At 61.6% G+C, this 21,613-nt stretch carries 19 protein-coding genes; 9 read left to right on the top strand and 10 right to left on the bottom strand.

Features of this window, described 5'->3' with window-relative positions; all coding sequences use genetic code 11:
• Window positions 1-72: 72 nt before the first annotated feature.
• The 6 genes from sufB (at window position 73) to N554_RS0107360 (ending at window position 5,868) form a co-directional block, all read left to right on the top strand.
• Window positions 73-1,563 (top strand): Fe-S cluster assembly protein SufB, encoded by a 1,491-nt coding sequence (gene sufB / locus N554_RS0107385; RefSeq protein ID WP_029582882.1) that lies wholly within the window; start codon window positions 73-75, stop codon window positions 1,561-1,563.
• A gap of 123 nt (window positions 1,564-1,686) precedes the next feature.
• Window positions 1,687-2,439: a Fe-S cluster assembly ATPase SufC gene (gene sufC / locus N554_RS0107380; RefSeq protein WP_029582881.1), complete on the top strand. Its 753-nt coding sequence runs from the start codon at window positions 1,687-1,689 to the stop codon at window positions 2,437-2,439.
• Window positions 2,440-2,458: 19 nt separating this feature from the next.
• The gene (gene sufD / locus N554_RS0107375) at window positions 2,459-3,784 is read left to right on the top strand and encodes a Fe-S cluster assembly protein SufD (RefSeq protein ID WP_029582880.1); all 1,326 of its coding nucleotides are present in this window, start codon (window positions 2,459-2,461) and stop codon (window positions 3,782-3,784) included.
• A complete protein-coding gene (locus tag N554_RS0107370) occupies window positions 3,781-5,028 on the top strand; it encodes a cysteine desulfurase (protein WP_029582879.1) in 1,248 nt (415 codons plus the stop codon). The genes sufD and N554_RS0107370 overlap by 4 nt, the downstream gene beginning before the upstream one ends.
• The gene (locus N554_RS0107365) at window positions 5,025-5,396 is read left to right on the top strand and encodes an SUF system Fe-S cluster assembly protein (protein ID WP_029582878.1); all 372 of its coding nucleotides are present in this window, start codon (window positions 5,025-5,027) and stop codon (window positions 5,394-5,396) included. Before N554_RS0107370 ends, N554_RS0107365 begins: the two co-directional genes overlap by 4 nt.
• Window positions 5,397-5,463: 67 nt before the next feature.
• Window positions 5,464-5,868 (top strand): HesB/IscA family protein, encoded by a 405-nt coding sequence (locus tag N554_RS0107360; protein ID WP_036052601.1) that lies wholly within the window; start codon window positions 5,464-5,466, stop codon window positions 5,866-5,868.
• 196 nt (window positions 5,869-6,064) lie between these two features.
• On the opposite strand, the gene N554_RS0107355 is transcribed toward N554_RS0107360, so the two are convergent.
• Complete coding sequence (locus N554_RS0107355; RefSeq protein WP_029582876.1) at window positions 6,065-7,555, bottom strand: DEAD/DEAH box helicase; 1,491 nt, start codon at window positions 7,553-7,555, stop codon at window positions 6,065-6,067.
• Window positions 7,556-8,905: 1,350 nt separating this feature from the next.
• On the opposite strand from N554_RS0107355, the gene N554_RS0107340 reads away from it, so the two are divergent.
• On the top strand, window positions 8,906-10,129 hold the full coding sequence (locus tag N554_RS0107340; RefSeq protein ID WP_081851157.1) for an FAD-dependent oxidoreductase: 1,224 nt from the start codon (window positions 8,906-8,908) through the stop codon (window positions 10,127-10,129).
• Here N554_RS0107340 and N554_RS0107335 read toward each other — a convergent pair.
• The 9 genes from N554_RS0107335 to N554_RS42645 form a co-directional block, all read right to left on the bottom strand.
• Window positions 10,119-10,889 carry an SDR family NAD(P)-dependent oxidoreductase gene (locus N554_RS0107335; RefSeq protein ID WP_029582874.1) on the bottom strand — a complete coding sequence of 257 codons (771 nt, stop codon included), beginning with the start codon at window positions 10,887-10,889 and terminating at the stop codon, window positions 10,119-10,121. The genes N554_RS0107340 and N554_RS0107335 overlap by 11 nt on opposite strands.
• Window positions 10,890-11,144: 255 nt before the next feature.
• Window positions 11,145-11,330, bottom strand: coding sequence for a hypothetical protein (locus N554_RS0107330; protein ID WP_029582873.1), 186 nt, complete (start codon window positions 11,328-11,330; stop codon window positions 11,145-11,147).
• A 207-nt stretch (window positions 11,331-11,537) separates the two neighbouring features.
• Window positions 11,538-12,314 carry an outer membrane protein gene (locus N554_RS0107325; protein WP_029582872.1) on the bottom strand — a complete coding sequence of 259 codons (777 nt, stop codon included), beginning with the start codon at window positions 12,312-12,314 and terminating at the stop codon, window positions 11,538-11,540.
• 227 nt (window positions 12,315-12,541) lie between these two features.
• Window positions 12,542-14,101, bottom strand: a complete 1,560-nt coding sequence (locus tag N554_RS0107320) for an outer membrane protein (RefSeq protein WP_029582871.1) — start codon at window positions 14,099-14,101, stop codon at window positions 12,542-12,544.
• 234 nt (window positions 14,102-14,335) lie between these two features.
• Window positions 14,336-15,154 carry an outer membrane protein gene (locus N554_RS40865; RefSeq protein WP_051677370.1) on the bottom strand — a complete coding sequence of 273 codons (819 nt, stop codon included), beginning with the start codon at window positions 15,152-15,154 and terminating at the stop codon, window positions 14,336-14,338.
• 404 nt (window positions 15,155-15,558) lie between these two features.
• On the bottom strand, window positions 15,559-15,900 hold the full coding sequence (locus N554_RS42905) for a hypothetical protein (protein ID WP_197033469.1): 342 nt from the start codon (window positions 15,898-15,900) through the stop codon (window positions 15,559-15,561).
• A gap of 236 nt (window positions 15,901-16,136) precedes the next feature.
• Entirely contained in the window at window positions 16,137-16,937 is an 801-nt protein-coding gene (locus tag N554_RS0107305) for an outer membrane protein (RefSeq protein ID WP_029582870.1), read from the bottom strand.
• A 246-nt stretch (window positions 16,938-17,183) separates the two neighbouring features.
• Entirely contained in the window at window positions 17,184-19,241 is a 2,058-nt protein-coding gene (parE, locus tag N554_RS0107300; protein WP_029582869.1) for a DNA topoisomerase IV subunit B, read from the bottom strand.
• Between the two features lie 258 nt (window positions 19,242-19,499).
• A complete protein-coding gene (locus N554_RS42645) occupies window positions 19,500-19,631 on the bottom strand; it encodes a hypothetical protein (protein ID WP_256378724.1) in 132 nt (43 codons plus the stop codon).
• Between the two features lie 183 nt (window positions 19,632-19,814).
• On the opposite strand from N554_RS42645, the gene N554_RS0107290 reads away from it, so the two are divergent.
• Window positions 19,815-20,345 carry a DedA family protein gene (locus N554_RS0107290; RefSeq protein WP_029582868.1) on the top strand — a complete coding sequence of 177 codons (531 nt, stop codon included), beginning with the start codon at window positions 19,815-19,817 and terminating at the stop codon, window positions 20,343-20,345.
• Between the two features lie 182 nt (window positions 20,346-20,527).
• Window positions 20,528-21,517 carry an MBL fold metallo-hydrolase gene (locus tag N554_RS0107285; protein WP_029582867.1) on the top strand — a complete coding sequence of 330 codons (990 nt, stop codon included), beginning with the start codon at window positions 20,528-20,530 and terminating at the stop codon, window positions 21,515-21,517.
• Window positions 21,518-21,613: the final 96 nt, after the last annotated feature.

Here is a 21,613-nt window from a genome sequence, read left to right as displayed (position 1 = left end):
CTCGAAGAAACATCGTAATAGTCTTTAGGAATTGATCCACCGCGGTCCTTGAAACCGCGAGCGGAGGATGGAATGGCGGCTGTACAAGAGACCGTCGACCGGGTGCGCCGGATCGACGTCGATCAATATCGATACGGGTTTGAGACTGTAATCGAGTCCGACAAGGCCCCGAAGGGGCTATCGGAAGATACGGTCCGCTTCATCTCAGCGAAAAAGAATGAACCGGCCTGGATGCTGGAGTGGCGGCTCGAGGCCTATCGCCGTTGGCTGACCATGGCCGAGCCGAAATGGGCGCGCGTCAACTACCCGAAGATCGATTACCAGGACCTCTATTACTACTCGGCGCCGAAGAGGAAGGAACTGGCCTCGCTTGACGAGGTCGATCCGGAAATCCTGAAGACCTATGAGAAGCTCGGCATTCCCCTGCGTGAGGTCGAGATTCTCGAAGGCGTGGTGCGCAAGGACGGCGAGGGTGCCCCCGAGCGGCGCATTGCCGTCGATGCTGTGTTCGATTCGGTGTCGGTTGCGACCACCTTCCAGAAGGAACTCAAGCAGGCCGGCGTGATCTTCATGCCGATCTCGGAGGCGATCCGCGAGCATCCCGATTTGGTGAAGAAGTATCTCGGCACGGTGGTACCGACCTCGGACAATTTCTTCGCCACCTTGAACTCGGCGGTATTTTCCGATGGCTCGTTCGTCTACGTGCCGCCGGGCGTGCGCTGCCCGATGGAGCTGTCGACCTATTTCCGCATCAACGAGCGCAACACCGGCCAGTTCGAGCGTACTCTGATCATCGCCGACAAGGGCGCCTATGTCAGCTACCTCGAAGGCTGCACCGCGCCGCAGCGCGACGAAAACCAGTTGCACGCCGCTGTGGTCGAACTCGTCACGCTTGACGATGCCGAAATCAAATATTCGACGGTGCAGAACTGGTATCCCGGCAATTCCGAAGGCAAGGGCGGCATCTACAATTTCGTCACCAAGCGGGGCGATTGCCGCGGCAACAATTCGAAGATTTCGTGGACCCAGGTCGAGACCGGCTCGGCGATCACCTGGAAATATCCGAGCTGTATCCTGCGCGGCGATAATTCGCGTGGTGAGTTCTACTCCATCGCGATTTCGAACGGTCACCAGCAGGTCGATTCCGGAACCAAGATGATCCATCTCGGCAAAAACACCACGAGCCGGATCATCTCCAAGGGCATCGCCGCCGGCGTTTCGCAGAACACCTATCGCGGCCTGGTCACCGCCCATCGCAAAGCGACCGGCGCGCGCAATTTTACGGCCTGCGACTCGCTGCTGATCGGCGACAAATGCGGCGCGCACACCGTGCCCTATATCGAGGCCAAGAATTCGTCCGCGCTGTTCGAGCACGAGGCGACCACCTCAAAAATTTCCGAGGACGTGTTGTTCTACTGCGTGCAGCGCGGGCTGTCGCAGGAAGAAGCGGTCGGTCTCGTGGTCAATGGGTTTGTAAAGGACGTGCTGCAGCAGTTGCCGATGGAGTTCGCTGTCGAGGCGCAGAAACTGATCTCGATCTCGCTGGAAGGTTCGGTTGGATAACGCCTCACCCTGAGGAGGGCCGCGTAGCGACCGTCTCGAAGGGTGAGAAAGAAAAATTGTCGGATCCGTCCTTTGAGACGCGCCTTCAGCGCTCCTCAGGACGATAAAATACGGAAGAATGTGATGGCACTACTCGAAGTCAAAGATCTGCAGGTCCGTGTCGATGATCGTGAAATCCTTCACGGGCTTTCGCTCACCGTGAACAAGGGCGAAGTGCACGCGATCATGGGGCCGAACGGCTCCGGCAAATCGACGCTGAGCCACGTCATCGCCGGCAAGCCGGGCTACGAGGTCACCGGCGGCGAAATTCTGTTCAACGGCGAAGACCTGCTCGAGATGTCGCCTGACGAGCGCTCCGCAAAGGGCGTGTTCCTCGCGTTCCAGTACCCGGTGGAAATTCCGGGTGTGGCGACCATGACGTTTCTGCGCACTGCGCTGAACGCCCAGCGCAAGGCGCGGGGCGAGAGCGAATTCTCCACGCCGGATTTTTTGAAGAAGGTGCGCGCAGTGGCGGCAAGCCTGAACATTCCGCAAGACATGCTGCGTCGTGGTGTCAATGTCGGGTTCTCCGGCGGCGAGAAGAAGCGTAACGAGATTCTGCAGATGGCGCTGTTCGAGCCGAGCCTGTGCATCCTCGATGAGATGGATTCCGGCCTCGACATCGACGCGCTGCGGATTGCCGCCGACGGTGTCAATGCCCTGCGTTCGCCGGATCGGGCGATGGTGGTCATCACGCATTATCAGCGGCTGCTAAATTACATCGTGCCCGATTTCGTGCACGTGATGTCCAGAGGTCGCGTGGTGAAGAGCGGCGACAAGGAACTGGCGCTGGAACTCGAAGCTTCCGGCTACACGCAGTTCGAAGACGCGGCCTGATGCCCGAACGGATTTTACGATGAATCTTGCACTGGCAAAAACCGAGACCGGACGTGCGCTGAGCGATGCATTCGCCCTCGCGCGCGATCGGCTGCCCGGCGCGGGCAGCGTCGCCGACGCGCGTCAGCAGGCGTTCGAGGCTTACGAAGGCGCAGGCCTGCCGCACCGGCGGATAGAGGACTGGAAATATACCGATCTGCGCGTTTTGATGCGTGAGGTGTTGCCATTAGCGGCTGCACCGGATGCGGCGGCGCTGACGCGCGCGGGTGCTGCGTTGAAGCTGCACGCCATTGAAGGTGTGCGCCGGCTGGTGCTGGTGGACGGGGTGTTCGCGCCAAAACTGTCCGAAACCGCCAATCTGGAAAAAGGCCTCGGCATCCGCACGCTGCGCGAAGTGCTGCAAGCCGGCGATGCCGCGCTGCAGGCGCAATTGTTCGCACCCGACAGCTCCAATCCCCTGGTGGCGCTGAACAGCGCGATGATGACGGATGGCATCGTGATCGATGTCGCCGATGGCGCCGTGCTCACACAGCCCCTGCATATCGTCCACATCGCCAGCGGCGCCCAGTCAGCTGCGATGTTTACGCGCTCGCTGCTGAATCTCGGCCGCGCCGCGAGCGCGACGCTGGTGGAAAGCTATATCGCCGCCGATGGCGCGAAAGCCTATCAGGCCCATGACTCGCTGATCCTTTCAATCGGCGATAACGCGCGGCTCGACCAGGTGCGTTTGATCGAAGACGGCCGCGAAGCCTTCAACATTTCCTCATCCGTAGTGACGTTGGGCGCCGCCGCCTATCTCAATACCTTTGCCATCACCAGCGGATCGTATGTGAGCCGCTACCAGGCTGTTATCGCGTTTGCCGGCGAGGGCTCCCGCGTTGAGACCAACGGTGTCAACCTGCTCAATGGGCGCCAGCACGCCGACAGTACGCTGGTTCTGGATCACGCGGTGCCAAACTGCACGAGCCGTGAGATCTTCCGCTCCGTGGTCGATGACCGCGGACACTCGGTGTTTCAGGGTCGCATCATCGTTCGCCCGGACGCGCAGAAGACCGACGCCAAGATGATGACGCGGGCGCTGCTTTTGTCCGATGAGGCCGAAGCCGATAACAAGCCGGAACTCGAAATCTTCGCCGACGACGTTACCTGCGGTCACGGTGCGACCACCGGCGCGCTCGACGAGAGCCTGCTGTTTTATTTGCGGGCGCGAGGCCTTTCCGAGAAGGAAGCCCAGGCGCTCTTGATCCAGGCGTTCGTCGGTGAAGCGATTGAATCGATCGCCAATGATGCCTTGCGTGAGATCGTGATCTCCGCGGCGGAGCGCTGGCTGGAGGCAAGGGGTTGACCATGCATCCGGCAGTCTCAAACGGTGCGTATGACGTGGCCCGGGTGCGGGAAGACTTTCCAGCGCTCTCGCTCAAAATCTACGGAAAGTCGCTGGTCTATCTCGACAACGCCGCCTCCGCGCAGAAGCCCATTGCGGTGCTCGAGCGCATGACGGAAGCCTACAAGACCGAATACGCCAACGTGCATCGCGGGCTGCACTACCTCGCCAATGCGGCCACCGAGGCCTATGAGGGCGGCCGCGCCAAGGTCGCGAAATTTCTCAACGCGGGGCGCACCGAAGAGATCGTCTTTACCCGCAACGCCACCGAGGCGATCAATCTGGTGGCGTCGTCCTGGGGTGAGCCGAACATCGCCGAGGGCGACGAGATCGTGCTCTCGATCATGGAGCACCATTCCAACATCGTGCCGTGGCACTTCCTGAGGGAACGTCACGGTGCCGTCATCAAGTGGGCGCCGGTCGACGATGAAGGCAACTTCCTGATCGACGAATTCGAAAAGCTGCTGACGCCGCGCACCAAGCTCGTCGCGATCACGCAGATGTCGAATGCGCTCGGCACCATCGTGCCCGTCAAGGACGTGGTGAAGCTCGCCCATGACCGCGGCATCCCGGTGCTGGTCGACGGCAGTCAGGCCGCGGTTCACCTCGCGGTTGACGTCAGGGATATCGACTGCGATTTCTACGTCTTCACCGGCCACAAGCTCTATGGCCCGACCGGAATCGGCGTGCTCTACGCCAAGCACGAACATCTGGTGGCGATGCGCCCTTACAACGGCGGCGGCGAGATGATCCGCGAAGTCGCAAGGGACTGGGTCACCTATGGCGATCCGCCGCACAAGTTCGAGGCGGGAACGCCGGCGATCGTCGAGGCGGTGGGGCTTGGTGCCGCGATCGACTACGTCAATTCGATCGGCAAGGAACGCATCGCCGCCCATGAGCACGGGCTTTTGACCTACGCCCAGGACCGCCTGCGCGAAATCAATTCGCTGCGCCTGATCGGCACGGCGCGCGGCAAGGGACCGGTGATCTCTTTCGAAATGAAGGGCGCCCATCCGCACGATATCGCGACGGTGATCGACCGGCAGGGAATCGCGGTGCGCGCCGGTACCCATTGCGTGATGCCGCTTTTAGAGCGGTTCAATGTTACGGCGACGTGCCGCGCCTCGTTTGGAATGTATAACACCCGTGAAGAAGTCGACCATCTGGCACAGGCGCTGATCAAGGCGCGGGAACTGTTTTCATGAGCGACACCGCCGAAATCAAAATCAGCAATATGGAAACGCATTCGGCGCTGCCGCCGGAGGAGACCGAGCGGCTGGCCGGCGAAATCGCCGCCGCGCTCAAGACCGTGTTCGATCCAGAGATTCCGGCCGATATTTACGAACTCGGCCTGATCTACAAGGTCGACATCAAGGATGATCGCGCCGTCGACGTCGTAATGACGCTGACGACGCCGAACTGTCCGGCGGCCGGAGAGTTGCCGCAGATGGTGGAGAACGCGGTGGCGAGTGTTCCCGGCGTCGGCGTAGTCAACGTCAATCTGGTCTGGGAGCCGGCGTGGTCGCCCGACCGGATGAGCGACGAGGCGCGCCTCGTCCTTAACATGTGGTGAAGCGTTAGAGCATCAGGGCTTAGCTGTACGAAATGACGGGCATTGATTTGCCTTTTGGATTGACCACATGACTGACATGACACCCGCCTCACCAACACCGGCCTCCAAGCCGAAGCCGCGGCCCCGCCCGCAAGTCATGAAACTGACTGACGCGGCGGCGCAGCGCATTGCCGAACTGACCAAACGCGCCGATTCCGAGATCGTCGGCTTGCGGGTTGGCATCAAAAATGGCGGCTGCGCCGGGCAATCCTACACCGTCGAATACGCCCACGACGTCCGTCCGACCGACGAGGTCGTCGAGGACAAGGGCGTGAAGATCCTGGTCGATCCCAAGGCCGTGCTGTTTCTGCTCGGCACCGAAATGGACTACAAGGCCGACAAGATGTCGGCGCAGTTCATTTTCAACAATCCGAACCAGACCGGCGCCTGCGGCTGCGGCGAGTCGGTGCAGTTGACGGCTGCAAAGGTCTAACCACCGCGTGGTGACGGCCTCGAGCCGGGACCCCAGACCGCCATTGTTGCTTTGGCGATGGTGTTGACCACTCTGCCCAAACGAGATGACACGGCATGGCCTTATCCTGAAGGGGCGCGCTTGCGCGCGTCTCGAAGGAGGGCGACGTCAATCCCGTAACCTAATGGTTCGAGATGCGCGAGGCAGGTATCGGCGGTCAGACTCGGGCGCGAATCGGCCGCAGCAGGAATGCCGGAAGATGGGAGTGATCGCCAGGTTCTGACGATGATTCACCGGAGGGTTGCGGTGCGGGTGCCCGACCGATCGAAGGCGTGCGGGAGGCCGGAGCAGCTGATGGCTGCGCGAACGCAGTCACCGCGGCCTGCGGCTGTGGGCTGGAATTGCGACCGCCGCCCCCCGAGCGCCGCGGCTCGCGTTCACGGCGCGGCTTACGGCCGCCGCGTGAGCCTTCCCGCGATCCTTCACGTGAGCCTTCTCTTGCACCTTCTCTCGTCCGCGGCTCGCGCGGTTCTCGTGCTTCGGCAGTGGAGGGCTCTGCCGGGCTTTCGCCCGACTCTGCCCTGGCGCCGCCTTCGGCGCGCGGAATGGCTTGGCCGATCAGCTTTTCAATCGCGACGATGGATTTCTGATCGAGCGGGGTGACAATGGAGATGGCGGTGCCGGCGCGCCCGGCGCGTCCGGTGCGGCCGATGCGATGGACGTAGTCGTCGGCATGATGCGGCACGTCGAAATTGAAGACGTGGCTGACCGCCGGAATATCAAGACCGCGCGCCGCGACGTCGGAGGCGACCAGCAGCGGAATTTCGCCCTTGCGGAATTGATCGAGTGCAGCCGTGCGCGCTGATTGATCCATGTCGCCGTGCAGGGCGCCGACGCTGAAGCCGTGCTTCTGCAGTGATTTGTACAGCAGCGCCACTTCGCGCTTGCGGTTGCAGAAGATGATGGCGTTCTGGAGGTCCTTGGCGTCGCGCAGCAGGCGGCGCAGCGTGTCCCGTTTTTCGTGCGGCTCGCGGCCGACACTGACCTGGAACTGGGCCACACCCGCGGCGGTCGTCGCCGGCCTGGAAACTTCGATCTTTTCGGGATTGTGCAGGAAGGTTCCGGTGATGCGGGCGATTTCGGGCGGCATCGTCGCCGTGAAGAACAGCGTCTGGCGGGTGAACGGAACGAGCTTGCAGACGCGTTCGATGTCAGGAATGAAGCCCATGTCCAGCATGCGGTCGGCTTCATCGATCACCAGCAATTCGACGCCGGTGAGCAGCAGCCCGCCGCGCTCGGTGTGGTCGAGCAGCCGGCCGGGGGTTGCGATCAAGACGTCGACGCCGCGCGTCAACTTGGTGTCCTGGTCGCCGAACGAGACGCCGCCGATCAGCAGCGCAACGTTAAGTTTCTGCCCCACTCCGTATTTGTCGAACTGTTCCTTCACCTGGGCGGCGAGCTCGCGGGTCGGCTCGAGGATCAGGGTGCGGGGCATTCGAGCCCGGGCGCGGCCCTTTTCCAGCATGGTGAGCATCGGAAGGACGAAGGCAGCGGTCTTGCCGGTGCCGGTCTGGGCGATGCCGAGGACGTCTCGGCGGGCCAGAACGTGAGGAATCGCCTGTTCCTGAATGGGGGTCGGGGTGGTGTAACCGGTGGCCGCGACGGCGGCGAGCACCTTATCGGACAAGCCGAGATGGGAAAAAGACATTGAGCCTCTGGTAGAAACCGCCGCTTGGAATCTCGGATAAGACTGTCGCGCTCAACCCCGGAACGGCACGCAGATTTGCACGGGATTTTCGGATACGCAGGCAGGCGGCTTATCAAGATATCGCGTTTCGATACCGGGCCGCGTCAGGCCGGAACATAGGGGCGAATTGGCCAAAGTCAATGGAGCAGGCGCGGGAAGCGCCGAAAAAGCTTAATGTTTTTCCATAAATGCCGGATTGTTCCCCCTTCACCGCACCGCTGATCCGGCGTTGAAGCGAAGCCGCAGGAGCATGCGGGGTATCCAGTACGCTGCGGCTTATCGATTCCATCACTGATGTCTCTGGAATACTGGATCGTCCGCCTTCGCGGACGATGACGACTGTTTCCGTCATTGCGAGCCAACGGGTCGCGCGAATGCGCGCCCGATGACAGGCTCCGCGAAGCAATCCACGTCACGGCACAAGGAAAGAATGGATTGCTTCGTCGCTACGCTCCTCGCAATGACGGCTGGATACAGTTTCGCGATCTCGCGGCGCGATGCGCCCGAGGTTTGCATGAACCTTGTCCCTCGATGAGAGGGAGCAGGGAATGCCGGGTGCTTGCTGCACCCGCGGTCTCGCGTGCAAAGATGCACAAAAAGAAACGCACACGAGCATACAGGTACAGACGGAGCAATCCGGCATTCCCTGCGCAATGGCTTTACGGCTTATGCCGTGCTCTCCCCGGTGAGCGAATTCGTCTTGTCACCGTCATCAGCGGATCAATGGCTCGTCAATCCGGTTGGACTGATTTCGCCTCCGCGGACTTGCACCAGCAACGGGTGTCAGGACCACACGGTTTTGCCGTACGCGAGATGCGCCGTTCGTCTCGCGCGCTGCGAACCGCTCACGAGTTTGACCTCGCCCTGCGATTGCCTTGCGCGCCGACGCGCTCGCGTCCACCACATCCCGTCCCGCGTTCGTGACGACGCGCGATCGCCCCTCTTGTTGGGTCGGAACAACGCGATGGAGCCACTGATTTGGGCTGGTTGGAAAGCGTTATATCTTTGCGAGGAGGACTGGACGACCCAAATCAGCTTGAAATGGTTCAGCAATTCGCAATTTGCGCGCAACGATGTTTTGATCCCCTTGAGCCGAGTTGAGGGATTTTGAGACCGTCATTGCGAGCCAACGGGTCGCGCGAATGCGCGCCCGATGACAGGCTCCGCGAAGCAATCCAGAGGATTTAATTAATATGGCTGTTACTGGATTGCTTCGTCGCTTCGCTCCTCGCAATGACGAGAAGTGGCCTATTCTACTGGCCGTATTTTGAGTCAGACCCTCAGGTGCATTTCGGAAAAAGGGGTCGCATCATGAAAGTACGTTGCTGCATCGTCGGCGGCGGGCCCGCCGGCATGATGCTCGGTTATCTGCTCGGGCGCGCCGGAGTCGATGTCGTGGTGCTCGAAAAGCATGCGGATTTTTTTCGCGATTTTCGCGGCGATACCGTGCACCCTTCGACCCTGCAGGTGATGGACGAACTCGGGCTGATCGACGGCTTCCTGAAACTGCCGCATCAGCGCTTGCAGAAGATGCAAGGGATGTTCGGCGGGGAATTGGTGCGGATGGCCGATCTGAGCCGGCTCCATGTGAAATATCCCTTCATCGCCTTCATGCCGCAGTGGGACTTTCTCAATTTCCTGCGTGAGAACGGCAAGCGGTTTGCTTCGCTCAAAGTGATGATGTCAACGGAAGCGATCGATCTCATCCGTGACGGCGATCGCATCGCGGGCGTGAAGGCAAAGACGCCGGATGGCGTCATCGATATCGAAGCCGACCTGACCGTTGCCTGCGACGGCCGCCATTCTTTGATGCGCGAGCGTGCCGGACTCGAAGTCGAGGAGATCGGTGCGCCGATGGATGTGTTGTGGTTTCGCGCCGGCAAGCGGGAGACCGAAAGCGAGCGCCTGTTTGCGCGCGTCGATCCGGGAAAGATGATGGTGACCTTCGATCGCGGCGACTACTGGCAATGCGCCTATGTCATCGCCAAGGGGCAGTATGATGCGGTGAAGGCGAGAGGATTGCCGGCCCTGCTCGACGACGTCGCGCGCATGGCGCCGGTCCTCAAATCAGGACTCGCCGATGTGAGCAACTGGGATGACGTAAAGCTGCTGACGGTGGCGATCAATCGGCTGAAGCGCTGGACGCGCCCCGGTCTGCTCTGCATCGGCGACGCCGCGCATGCGATGTCGCCAGTCGGCGGTGTTGGCGTCAACCTCGCGGTCCAGGACGCGGTCGCGGCCGCAAATCTGCTGGCGGCGAGGCTGATGAGCGGCTGCCCAACGGAGGATGAACTCGGCGCGGTGCGGCGGCGTCGGGAATTTCCGGTACGGATGACGCAGGCCATGCAGGTCGTCGCCCAAAACAATATCGTCAGCGCCGCGCTCAAGCCGGGCAACCAGCCGCTGAAGGTCCCGCTGGTCATGCGGCTGGTGACTGCCGTGCCCTGGCTGCAGGGCATCACCGCGCGGTTTATCGGTCTCGGCGTCCGCCCCGAGCATGTGCAGTCGCCGGAGGCAACGGCGTTCAGCCCATGATGGAGTAGCCCCCGTCGATCGGAATGGCGGTGCCGGTGACGAAGTCCGACGCGCTTGATGCGAGAAACACTGCGATGCCCACGAAGTCGCCGATCGCGCCCCATCGCGCCGCCGGCGTGCGCGCCAGAACCCGGTCGTGCAAGCCGTCGATTTCCACTCGCGCGCGCTTGGTCAGATCGGTGTCGATCCAGCCCGGCAGCACCGCGTTGGCCTGAATGTTGTCGGCGGCCCAGGCGCAGGCGCAGGAGCGGGTGAACTGCACGATGCCACCCTTGCTTGCGGCGTAAGCCGGCGTGAAGCTGACGCCGAAGATCGACATCATCGAGCCGATGTTGATGATCTTGCCGCCGCCGGCGGCCTTCATGGCCGGATAGACCGCCTGCGAGCACAGGAACGCACTGGTGAGATTGGTCTTGATCACGCTGTCCCATTCCTCGATATCGAGCACGTGCGGGGGTTTTCGAATATTGATGCCGGCGTTGTTGACGAGGATGTCGATGCGCCCGAGCTCGCGCGCCACGAGCCCGGCCATGGTCACGACGGCGGCCTTGTCGGTGACGTCGGCGACGACGGATATCGCTTTGCCGCCGCATTGTCTGATGTCATCGACCGCCGCATTCGACTTCGCCTCGTTGCGCCCGACGATGGCGATATCGGCGCCGGCTTCAGCTAATCCCCGCGCCATGCCGAGGCCAATGCCGCCATTGCCGCCGGTGACGATGGCGACTTTGCCGCTGAGATCGAAGAGTTCTGATGCCATGATTGGTATCCGCTTTGAGTTGGGTGGGCAAAGGCGCGCTTCGTGCCGTGTCCGCCGTCTTTCAGAGATTTGATACGAGGCGTTGGTTGGTGGGCACGCTTCGCTTTGCCCAGCTTTTAAATCGGAGATCTACTAAAGTCTTTTCCGTTTGGTAGAATCGAAACGGGGCTGGATTCTTGATTTGACGCGTTTTCTTGACGCGAACCGGGCTCCACTTCGCTTGAAAGCGCTCTAGCCGGGTTTTCATCGTGTCCTCTAGCGCTGGCACTGCCAGATCAGGATCAGCCCGAGGGCGGCGAGCGCCGCGCCGTATCCGGCCCACTGGATCTGGCCGATCATGAAGCTCGATTGCGGCCAGGGAAGCGCACCGGTGCCTTGGCCGATCCACAATAGCCCGACGGCGAGCGCGAGAAGACCAAGGATCAAAAGCAACTTGCTCATGCTTGTCGCTCGCTCTCGCGAGGTGCGGCGCGGCAATCGCGCAACCCCGCCCAGACTGGCGTGCTTGCGCGCCGGGGGCAAGAGGGAGGGACCCTTAAGAGCAGGGACCATGCTTCTCCGTGTTGGACCTTGTCACCATCGGCCAAAGCACAAAAAAGCCCCGGACGATGCCGGGGCTTTTGAGTTGTCGGAGCGCAGCAGCAAAGATCAGTACTTCGCGACGGCGGGACCGCCCCAGTTGAAGCGGTAGACCAGCTCGGTGCGAACGGTGTGGAGGAACTTCTTGGACTCGACCGAAGCGCCGGCCAGCCCGCCGGTTGCAAAAAACCGGAGCGGATCGGTCCGGACATCATACTCCGAGAAGCGGTACTCGGTCTTCCAGAACAAGCCCGGCAGAAAGCTCAGCGCATATTCGTCGCCGGCACCTAGGAACCAGCCTTTAAAGGTTCGCTTGTCGAGGAAATAAAAGGGCGAAAGGACGCCAGGAGAGAGATTAACCCGGTCAAAGGTGGCCTCGGTATAACCACCGGAGAAATAGGTCAGGAGGCCTGGCAACGCCACCCAGCCGACCCGACCGCCGACCGACCAGGCCGAACTCATCTTCTCCTCGCCCCTATAGCCGCCGACCGGGTCTACAGTGCCCTTGAGGCTGCTGAAATCATAGTCCCCGAAGGCGCCCACGACGAAGCTCGTGCCCATCGCCGGGAACTGATAGTCGCAGCCGCCCTGCACCGTTCCGAAATAGCCGCGGCCGCCCGCAGTCGTCGTCGGGAAGAGCACAGTCCCGGGCAACGCAGCACTGAAAAGCGTGTTTTCCTGGTTCCATAGCCCATAGCCGCCGCCGCCGCCGACATAGCAGCCGGTCCAGGACGGAGCATAAGCAACGGGAGCCGCTCTCAACGGGGCTTTGGCGGCGATATCGGCTGCAAAAACCGGGGCGGTGAGGGCCGCGATGGTCGTCAATGCGATGACCAATTTTTTCATCTTGAATCTCTCAACAAAAGCGTTCGGACCCGATCTCGTGACAAGGGTGAGGTCCCGATTCCCCAAACCCATTGCGGTGACCATAGCGGGTTCCAGCCAAAAGGCTGTTGCCGGGCGGGCACACCCGAAACAATTACGCGCGCCCTTCGGCAACGCTCGGGTGCAGAGACACGCAAAAAAGCCCCGGACGATGCCGGGGCTTTTGAGTTGCTTGAGTTCAGCCGAGATCAGTACTTCGCGACGATCGGACCACCACCCCAGTTGAAGCGGTAGACCAGTGACGTGCTGATGGTCTGCACCCAGGGCTTGAAGGTAACTGCTTCGCCCGTCAGGCCCACACCGCCAAGAAAATTACCCGCTACAAAAGTCGTGGGCAGGGCAATGCGATCATAGAATGCCGAACGGTATTCGGTCTTCATGAACCAGCCCGGCGCCGTGATTCCGAAAATGTTCAGGTTGTTCTCGACGCCGCCGCCAATGAACCAGCCATCACGACGGAAGGAAGGGGTGGTGGTGAGCGCCGCGAATGGGGGTATGGCGAATGCCTGAGTAGTCCCTGACCACTCCGAACCGGAGTAACCAGCGTTGACGTAAGACAGCACTTGGGGCGCAACGAGATAACCTAGTCTCACGCCCGCGGCATAGCTGGTCCGAAGCTTTTCACGGCCTTCAGCGACGAAGGCGGGATCGATCAGGGAGCCCCGAATGTCACCGAATTGGCCATCACCGAAAATGCCGGCCACCCATGGACCGTTGAACTGCCAGTCGTAGCCGATACCGACCGTTCCGAACCAGCCGCTGCCGCCCAAGCGTTGATCGCGGGTAAAAGCAGTGCCGGCGGGGCCAAAGTTGAAAAATCCAGCGACGCCTGTGCTCTGCACGTTGCTGTCCGCATTCCACAGCCCGCCGCCGGCGCCGCCAAAGATGTGGAAGCCGGTCCAGTTGTAGGCAGGAACCACGGGGGCCTTGGAGTAGCGGACGGGAAGGTCAGCCGCCATGGCCGATCCGGTGCCACCCCCGTTGAAACGATAGACCAGCGAGGTGCTGATGGTCTGCACCCAGGGCTTGAAGGTAATGGCACGGCCGGTAGGTCCACCGGGAGCGCCAAACGGCGGGGCGAACGTCTCGGGCAAAGTCTCGCGGTCATAGAAAGCCGAGCGATATTCGGTCTTCATGAACCAGCCGGGCGCCGAGATTCCGAAAATGTTCAGGTTGTTCTCGACGCCGCCGCCAATGAACCAGCCGTCACGACGGAAGGAAGGCGTGGTAAATCTAGTCGGCCCGCCTGGGGTTTCCAAGGTCGAGAGACTGCTGCCTGACCACTCCGAACCGGAGTAACCGCCATTGACGTAGGACAGCACATTCGGCGCAACGAGATAACCCAGTCTCACGCCAGCCGCATAGCTCGTCCGAAGCTTTTCACGACCTTCACCAGCAGCGACATCGACCAGGGAACCACGGATGTCTCCGAACTGACCATCACCAAAAATGCCGGCCACCCATGGACCGTTAAACTGCCAGTCGTGCCCGATACCGACGGTTCCGAACCAGCCGCTGCCGCCCATCCGCTGGTCGCGACTAATTGCAACAGCTCCTGGGAAGGTCTCCAAATTGCTGTCGGCTGCCCACAGCCCACCGCCGGCGCCGCCGAAGATGTAGAAGCCGGTCCAGTTGTAGAGCGGAGCCACCGTGGCTGGAGCCTTGGTGTAACGGCCGGGAAGGTCGGCCGCGTTGGCTGATCCGGTGAAGGCCGCAACCGCGGTCAGCGCGAGCACCAATTTCTTCATCGTCAATTCCTCAGTATCCAAACGCGTTCGAAGTTGGGTCGCTTGATGGGGTGCGTGTGCACCGATTCCCCAAACCCTTTGCGGTAACCATAGCGGGTTCCAGTCAAAATGCTGTTGCCTGGCGGGCACACCCGAGACAATTGCGCGCGCCCTTCGGCAACCCTCGGGTGCAGGGGCACGCAAAAAAGCCCCGGACAATGCCGGGGCTTTTGAGTTGCTTGATTTCAACCGAGATCAGAACCGCGCGCCGGCCGGGCCACCCCAGTTGAAGCGGTAGACCAGTGACGTGCTGATGGTCTGCACCCAGGGCTTGAAGGTCGTCGCGGTGCCCGTCAGGCCCGCACCGCCAAAAGGATTACCCGCTGCAAACGTCTCCGGCAGGGTAATGCGATCATAGAAAGCCGAACGGTATTCGGTCTTCATGAACCAGCCCGGCGCTGTGATTCCGAAAATGTCCAGGTTGTTCTCGACGCCGCCGCCAACGAACCAGCCATCACGACGGAAGGAAGGTGTGGTAAATCTAGTCGGCCCGCCTGCGGCCAGCGCGGTCGAGAGACTGCTGCCTGACCACTCCGAACCGGAGTAACCGCCATTGACGTAGGACAGCACATTGGGCGCAACGAGATAACCCACTCTGACGCCAGCCGCATAGCTGGTCCGAAGCTTTTCACGACCTTCAATGCCGTCGCCGTCGGCCAGGGAACCACGAATGTTTCCGAACTGCCCATCACCGAAAACGCCGGCCACCCATGGACCGTTGAACTGCCAGTCGTACCCGATACCGGCGGTTCCGAACCAGCCGCTGCCGCCCAAGCGTTGATCGCGGGTCAGCGCAGTGCCGGCAGGACCGAAAACGCCGATAACACCTGTGCTCTGCAGGTTGCTGTCGGCTGCCCACAGCCCGCCGCCGGCGCCGCCGAAGACGTAGAAGCCGGTCCAGTTGTAGGCCGGAGCCACCAGGGCTGGAGCCTTGGAGTAACGGACGGGAAGGTCAGCCGCCAGGGCCGATCCGGTGCCACCGGAGTTGAAACGATAGACCAGCGAGGTGCTGATGGTCTGCACCCAGGGTTTGAAGGTAATTGCCTCGCCCGTCAGGCCCACAGGAGCGCCAAAAGGATTACCCGCTGCAAACGTCTCCGGCAGGGTAATGCGATCATAGAATGCCGAACGGTATTCAGTCTTCATGAACCAGCCCGGCGCTGTGATTCCGAAAATGTTCAGGTTGTTTTCGACGCCGCCGCCAACGAACCATCCGTCACGACGGAAGGAAGGTGTGGTAAGGACGGTCGGCCCGCCTCCGGCCACCAAGGTCGAGAGACTGCTGCCTGACCACTCCGAGCCGGAGTAACCACCGTTGACGTAGGACAGCACATTGGGCGCAACGAGATAACCCACTCTCACGCCCGCGGCATAGCTGGTCCGAAGCTTTTCACGACCCTCATCCCCCGCGACATCATTCAAGGAACCACGGATATCTCCGAATTGCCCATCACCGAAAATGCCGGCCACCCATGGACCGTTGAACTGCCAGTCGTACCCGATACCGACGGTTCCGAACCAGCCGCTGCCGCCCATCCTCTGATCGCGGGTGATCGCAAGCCCGCCGGGGTTCTCACCACGTTGCTGTCGGCTGCCCACAGCCCGCCGCCGGTGCCGCCGAAGATGTAGAAGCCGGTCCAGTTGTAGAGCGGAGCCACGGGGGCTGGAGCCTTGGTGGTGTAACGGCCGGGAAGGTCGGCCGCGTTGGCCGATCCGGTGAAAGCCGCAACCGCGGTCAGCGCGAGCACCAACTTCTTCATGGTCAATTCCTCAGTATGCAAACGCGTTCGAAGTTGGGTCGCTTGACGGGGCGCGTGTGCACCGATTCCCCAAAACCCTTGCGGTGACCATAGCGGGTTCCAGTCAAAAGGCTGTTACCGGGCGGCCACACCCGAGACATTTATGCGTGCCCTTCGGCAACCCTCGGGTGCAGGGGCACGCAAAAAAGCCCCGGACGATGCCGGGGCTTTTGAGTTGCTGAAACCTGAACGGAAGATCAGTACCGCGGGGCGACCGGCGGGCCACCCCAGTTGAAGCGGTAGACCAGCGACGTGCTGACGGTCTGCACTATTGGTTTTGCGGAAATCGCCAAACCGGTAAGACCGCCGCCGACGAAAGTTTCCGGGAGCTCGACCCGTTCATATTCAGCAACGCGATATTCGGTCTTCATGAACAAACCAGGAACGGAAAAGCCGAAGATGTCTAACGTGTTTTCCACGCCGCCGCCGACGAACCAGCCATTACGTTGGAATCTTGGAGTTGTCGCGATCGCAAGGCCAGATACGTTGTCGAGCAGCGTCGAGCCCGAGAACTCTCCATAGCTGTAACCGCCATTGACGTAAGACAGCACTTGGGGCGCAACGAGATAACCGAACCGCACGCCCGCAGCGGCGTTAGTCCTGTTCTTCAGCTGACCGGAAGTGCCAAAGGGGCCCAACAATGGATCTGTGAGCGAACCTTTTATGCTGCCGAATTGGCCGTCGGCGAACACGCCCGCCACCCAGGTGCCGCCCCACATGCCGCTGAACTGCCAATCGTAGCCGACGCCCACCGTGCCGTAAAACCCATCACCACCGTCTTTATGTCCGATCGTCAGCGGCGCGCCGCCGGGAAAGGCGTCTGTGAAATTGTGAGAGTCGAACATGCCATAGCCGCCGCCGCCGAAGATGTAGAAGCCGGTCCAGTTATAGACCGGCGCCGGCGGGGGCGCCGGAGGAGCCTTAGTGGGAAGATCAGCCGCGATCGCCGATCCGGTAACGGCGGCGAGCGCGGACAACGCGAGCACTAGTTTCTTCATGTTGAATTCCCCGGTGTTTAAGCGTTCGAACCCGACCGCATGACAAAGGTGCGTGCACCAATTCCCAAACCCCAAGTGTCGGCACTATAGCCGCTTCCGCTTAAAATGCTGTTGCGGGCCAAGCACACTCGCCGGAAAACGGTCGGGGCGAAAAGGCCATAAAAAGCCACAAAGGGCTTGGCCTCAAATCCGCTGCCCCAGGTCGCGGAACTCCCGCGGCGGCGATGCCGGCGGCCGGCCCGCGACCTAGACGTCCAGCAAATCGTCGCTGGCGAATTCCGCCTTGTCGGAAATGAAGGCAAACCGCGCCTCGGCCTTGGTGCCCATCAGCCGTTCGACGGAATCGGCAGTGCCTTCGCGCTCGTCGGCCAACAGCACCACGCGCAGCAGGGTGCGCTTGGCCGGGTCCATGGTGGTTTCCTTGAGCTGTGCCGGCATCATTTCGCCCAGACCCTTGAAGCGGCCGACATCGACCTTGGCGTTGGCGTTGAATTCGCTCTTCAGGAGCGCGTCCTTGTGGGCGTCGTTGCGCGCGTAAATCGTTTTGCTGCCGTGGGTGAGGCGGTAGAGCGGCGGCACCGCGAGATAGAGGTGGCCCTCGTCGATCAGCCGCGGCATCTGCCGGTAGAAGAACGTGATCAGAAGCGAAGCGATATGCGCGCCGTCGACATCGGCGTCGGTCATGATGATGATACGGGCGTAGCGCAAATCCTCTTCGCGATAATGCGCCCCGGTGCCGCAGCCGATCGCCTGCATCAGATCAGCAAGCTGCGCGTTGGCGGTGAGCTTGTCCTTCGTCGCGGAGGCGACGTTGAGGATTTTTCCGCGCAACGGGAGAATGGCCTGGGTTTTGCGGTCGCGCGCCTGCTTGGCGCTGCCGCCGGCGCTGTCGCCCTCGACGATGAACAGCTCGGAGCCTTCCGCGGCCGTATTGGTGCAGTCCGCGAGTTTGCCGGGCAGGCGCAGTTTCTTCACCGCGGTCTTGCGCGAGATTTCCTTTTCCGCGCGCCGGCGCAGCCGCTCGTCGGCGCGCTCGATGACGAAATCCAGCAGCTTGTTGGCCTGCAGAGGATTGCCGGACAGCCAATGGTCGAACGGGTCCTTGATCGCCTGCTCCACGATGCGCTGCGCTTCGGCGGTAGCAAGGCGGTCCTTGGTCTGGCCCTGGAATTCCGGCTCGCGCACGAACACCGAGAGCATCACGGCGGCGCCCACCATGACGTCTTCCGAGACGATGCCGGCGGCGCGCTTGCCCTGGCCGACGCGCTCGGCGTGATCCTTCAAGCCGCGCAACAGCGCGCTGCGCATGCCCGATTCATGGGTGCCGCCATCCGGCGTCGGCACGGTGTTGCAATAGGAGGATAGAAAGCCGTCCGCGTCCGCGGTCCACGCGACAGCCCATTCGCAGGCGCCGTGCGCACCGTTGCGGCCTGACTTTCCGGCGAAGATATCCGGATGCACCAGGGTATCGGCATGGATCGCGGCGCCGAGATAATCCTTCAATCCGCCTGGGAAGTGAAAGCTGTCCTCGGCGGGTACATCCTCGATGCCCTTGAGTAACGCAGGGTCGCAGCGCCAGCGGATTTCGACGCCGCCAAACAGGTAGGCCTTGGAACGGGCCATCTTGAACAGGCGCTGCGGCTTGAAGGCGGCCTTGGCGCCGAAAATCTCGGCGTCCGGCTTGAAGCGAATTCGCGAGCCACGGCGGTTGTTGATCTTGCCGAGGTCTTCGAGCTTGCCCTTGGGATGGCCGCGCTCGAACGCCATCCGATAGAGCTTCTGGCCACGGGCAACTTCCACCTCGAGCCGGGAGGAGAGGGCGTTCACGACCGACACGCCCACGCCGTGCAGACCGCCGGAGGTCTCGTAGACCTTGGAGTCGAATTTGCCGCCGGAATGCAGCGTGCACATGATGACTTCGAGCGCGGATTTCTTCGGAAATTTCGGATGCGGATCGACCGGAATGCCGCGACCATTGTCGGTGACGGTCAGGAATCCGTCGGCTTCCAATTCCACTTCGATGAAGGAGGCATGGCCCGCCAGCGCCTCGTCCATGGCGTTGTCGATGACTTCGGCGAACAGGTGATGCAGCGCCTTTTCGTCGGTGCCGCCGATGTACATGCCCGGCCGCCGGCGCACCGGCTCGAGGCCTTCGAGCACCTCGATATCCCGCGCGGTGTAGCCGGCTTCGGCGCTGGAGGCGCGCGACGCGACCTTGAGTGAGGCGCGGCCTTTCGGCTCCGAGGCGCCGAACAGGTCGTTCGCTGCTTTAGGTTTTGCGTTCGTTTTCAATGGTTTGGGCATGTCTTTTCATGTTTGGCGCGCGAGCAGAGCGCAGCGAATCGGTTTCCCTGACTATGCCACGGATGAGCTCAAAAGGTGACGGCGGGGCTGGCGTTCTGCGCTCGGCAGAGTTCCAACTCAAGGCGGGGCACGACCAACCCTGCAACCGCTCGCACCGGCGCCGCCGCGCGCGGTAAGGCCGCGACCGCCAAAACGGCTGCCGCCGCCGCAGAGCTGAGTGTCGCTCGATGGTTCAGGCGCGCGAGGTCCGGAACACGATCACTGTGAACAGTTGGGATGGGCGTGCGCCGGCGCGAGCACAAAGTTTTGCTGGATGCCCATCACGATGCCGGCGAGCATCCCGACCAGTAGAACCACAACGCTCAGGCACATGATCAGCGATCCGATCATCGGTCTTTCGCCGTTTCGGTTTGTGGGTTGAACAGCCATTCGGAAGAGCCGGAGCTCACGCACTATCCCCCGGCTTTGTGACTTGATGTCGAGGAAGGGGCTGGCTTACCTGTTCTTAGGCACGGAACCCGTTAAAAGGTTTAAGGCCTGAACGGGGGCAACGGCGGGGGAAGGGCGTTCGGAATGGAAGATTTTGCGCGCGCCCTGGCGGACTTCGTGCGCGACCACCAGGCCTGGGCCGCACCGATCGTTCTGGTGCTGGCGTTCGGCGAATCGCTTGCGTTTATTTCATTGCTGGTCCCGGCCTGGGGTGCGCTGGTGGCGATCGGCGCGCTGATCAGCGCGAGCGGCATCAGCTTCTGGCCGGTCTGGCTGGCCGGCGGACTCGGCGCCGCACTGGGCGACTGGGTTTCCTACTGGTTCGGCTTCAAATTCAAAGAACACGTCGCCGAGATGTGGCCGCTGTCGCGTTACCCGGACCTGCTGCCGCGCGGCGAAGCGTTCGTGGAGAAGTGGGGCGTACCGAGCATATTCATCGGACGTTTTTTCGGACCGCTGCGGGCTTCCGTGCCGCTCGCTGCCGGAATATTCGAGATGTCATTTTGGCGCTTTCAAATCGCCAACTTCGTATCCGCGCTGGTCTGGTCGGCGGCGCTGCTGCTGTTCGGCGACGTGATCGCGCATATCGCCGAATGGCTGTGGCGGGTGGTCTGACGCTTGCTTTCCGCGAACCCGGAATAAAGCGCGGAGGCAGGGGTTAATCCCCTCAAATGCGATCCGCAGCCGTCGCATCGGTGTCATCGTATAACGGACAAAATGCTGGTAAGAGCAGCCGCGACGAAAAGGAAGCGGGGTATGCCGCACGGAAGTCATCGCCTCACTGGGAGCACATCGCCATGGAACTGACACGACGTCATGCACTTGCCGGAGCAGCAGCGATCGCTGCCTCGCCTTTGTTGAAGACTTCGGCTGCGAACGCCGCGGCGCCTCTCGCCGACAAGCAAGCGCCGAGCTTCTACCGCTATAAGGTCGGCGATGCGCAGGTGAACGCTATTTCGGATGGCATGAATACGTTTGCGCTGGCCGATACCTTCGTGCTCAACGCGAAGAAGGACGCGGTCAACGCCGCCCTCGAAAAGGCGTTTCTGCCGAAAGACAAGGTGAGCATCCACTTCGCACCGCTTGTGATCAATACGGGCGGCAAGCTTGTCGTCGTCGACACCGGCAACGGTCCTGGTGCCTTCGCATCGAGCAAAGGCAATGTCGGGCAGTTCGCCAACAATTTGGCGGCGGCCGGGTTTGATCCCAAGAACATTGACGTGGTCGTGATCTCGCACTTCCACGGCGACCACGTAAATGGCCTGCTCGCCGCGGACGGCGCGCCGGCATTTCCGAACGCCGAAGTGCTGGTGCCGGCGGCGGAGTGGAAATACTGGATGGATGACGGCGAGATGAGCCGCGCTACTGGCGACCGGATGCAGGGCCTATTCAAGAACAGTCGCCGGGTGTTCGAGGCTGGCCTCAAGAAGAAAGTGACGCCTTATGAGTGGGGCAAGGACGTGGCACCGGGATTGCTCGCGGTGGAATCGATCGGCCATACGCCGGGGCACACTTCCTTTGTCTTGTCATCCGGCTCCGACAAGGTGTTTATCCAATCCGATGTAACGAACCTCCCCGCGTTGTTCGTTACCAATCCCGGCTGGCATCTGATGTACGATCAGGATCCCGCGCTCGCTGAAAAGACCCGCCGCAAGGTCTATGGCATGCTCGTCGCCGACAAGATGCGGGTCCAGGGCTTCCACTATCCATTCCCGGCCAACGGATATGTCGAGAAGGATGGCAACGGCTATCGCTTGGTGCCGGCGCCGTGGAATCCAACGACCTGACAGTCGCGTCATTTCGGGGCGATGCGTAGCATCGAGCCCGGAATCCATAACCGCGACCGGGCAATTGGATTCCGGGCCTGTGCCATCCACGTCGGC

The organism is Bradyrhizobium sp. URHD0069, assembly GCF_000701345.1.
Lineage (GTDB): Bacteria > Pseudomonadota > Alphaproteobacteria > Rhizobiales > Xanthobacteraceae > Bradyrhizobium.
This window is presented reverse-complemented; position numbering and strand designations above follow the sequence as displayed.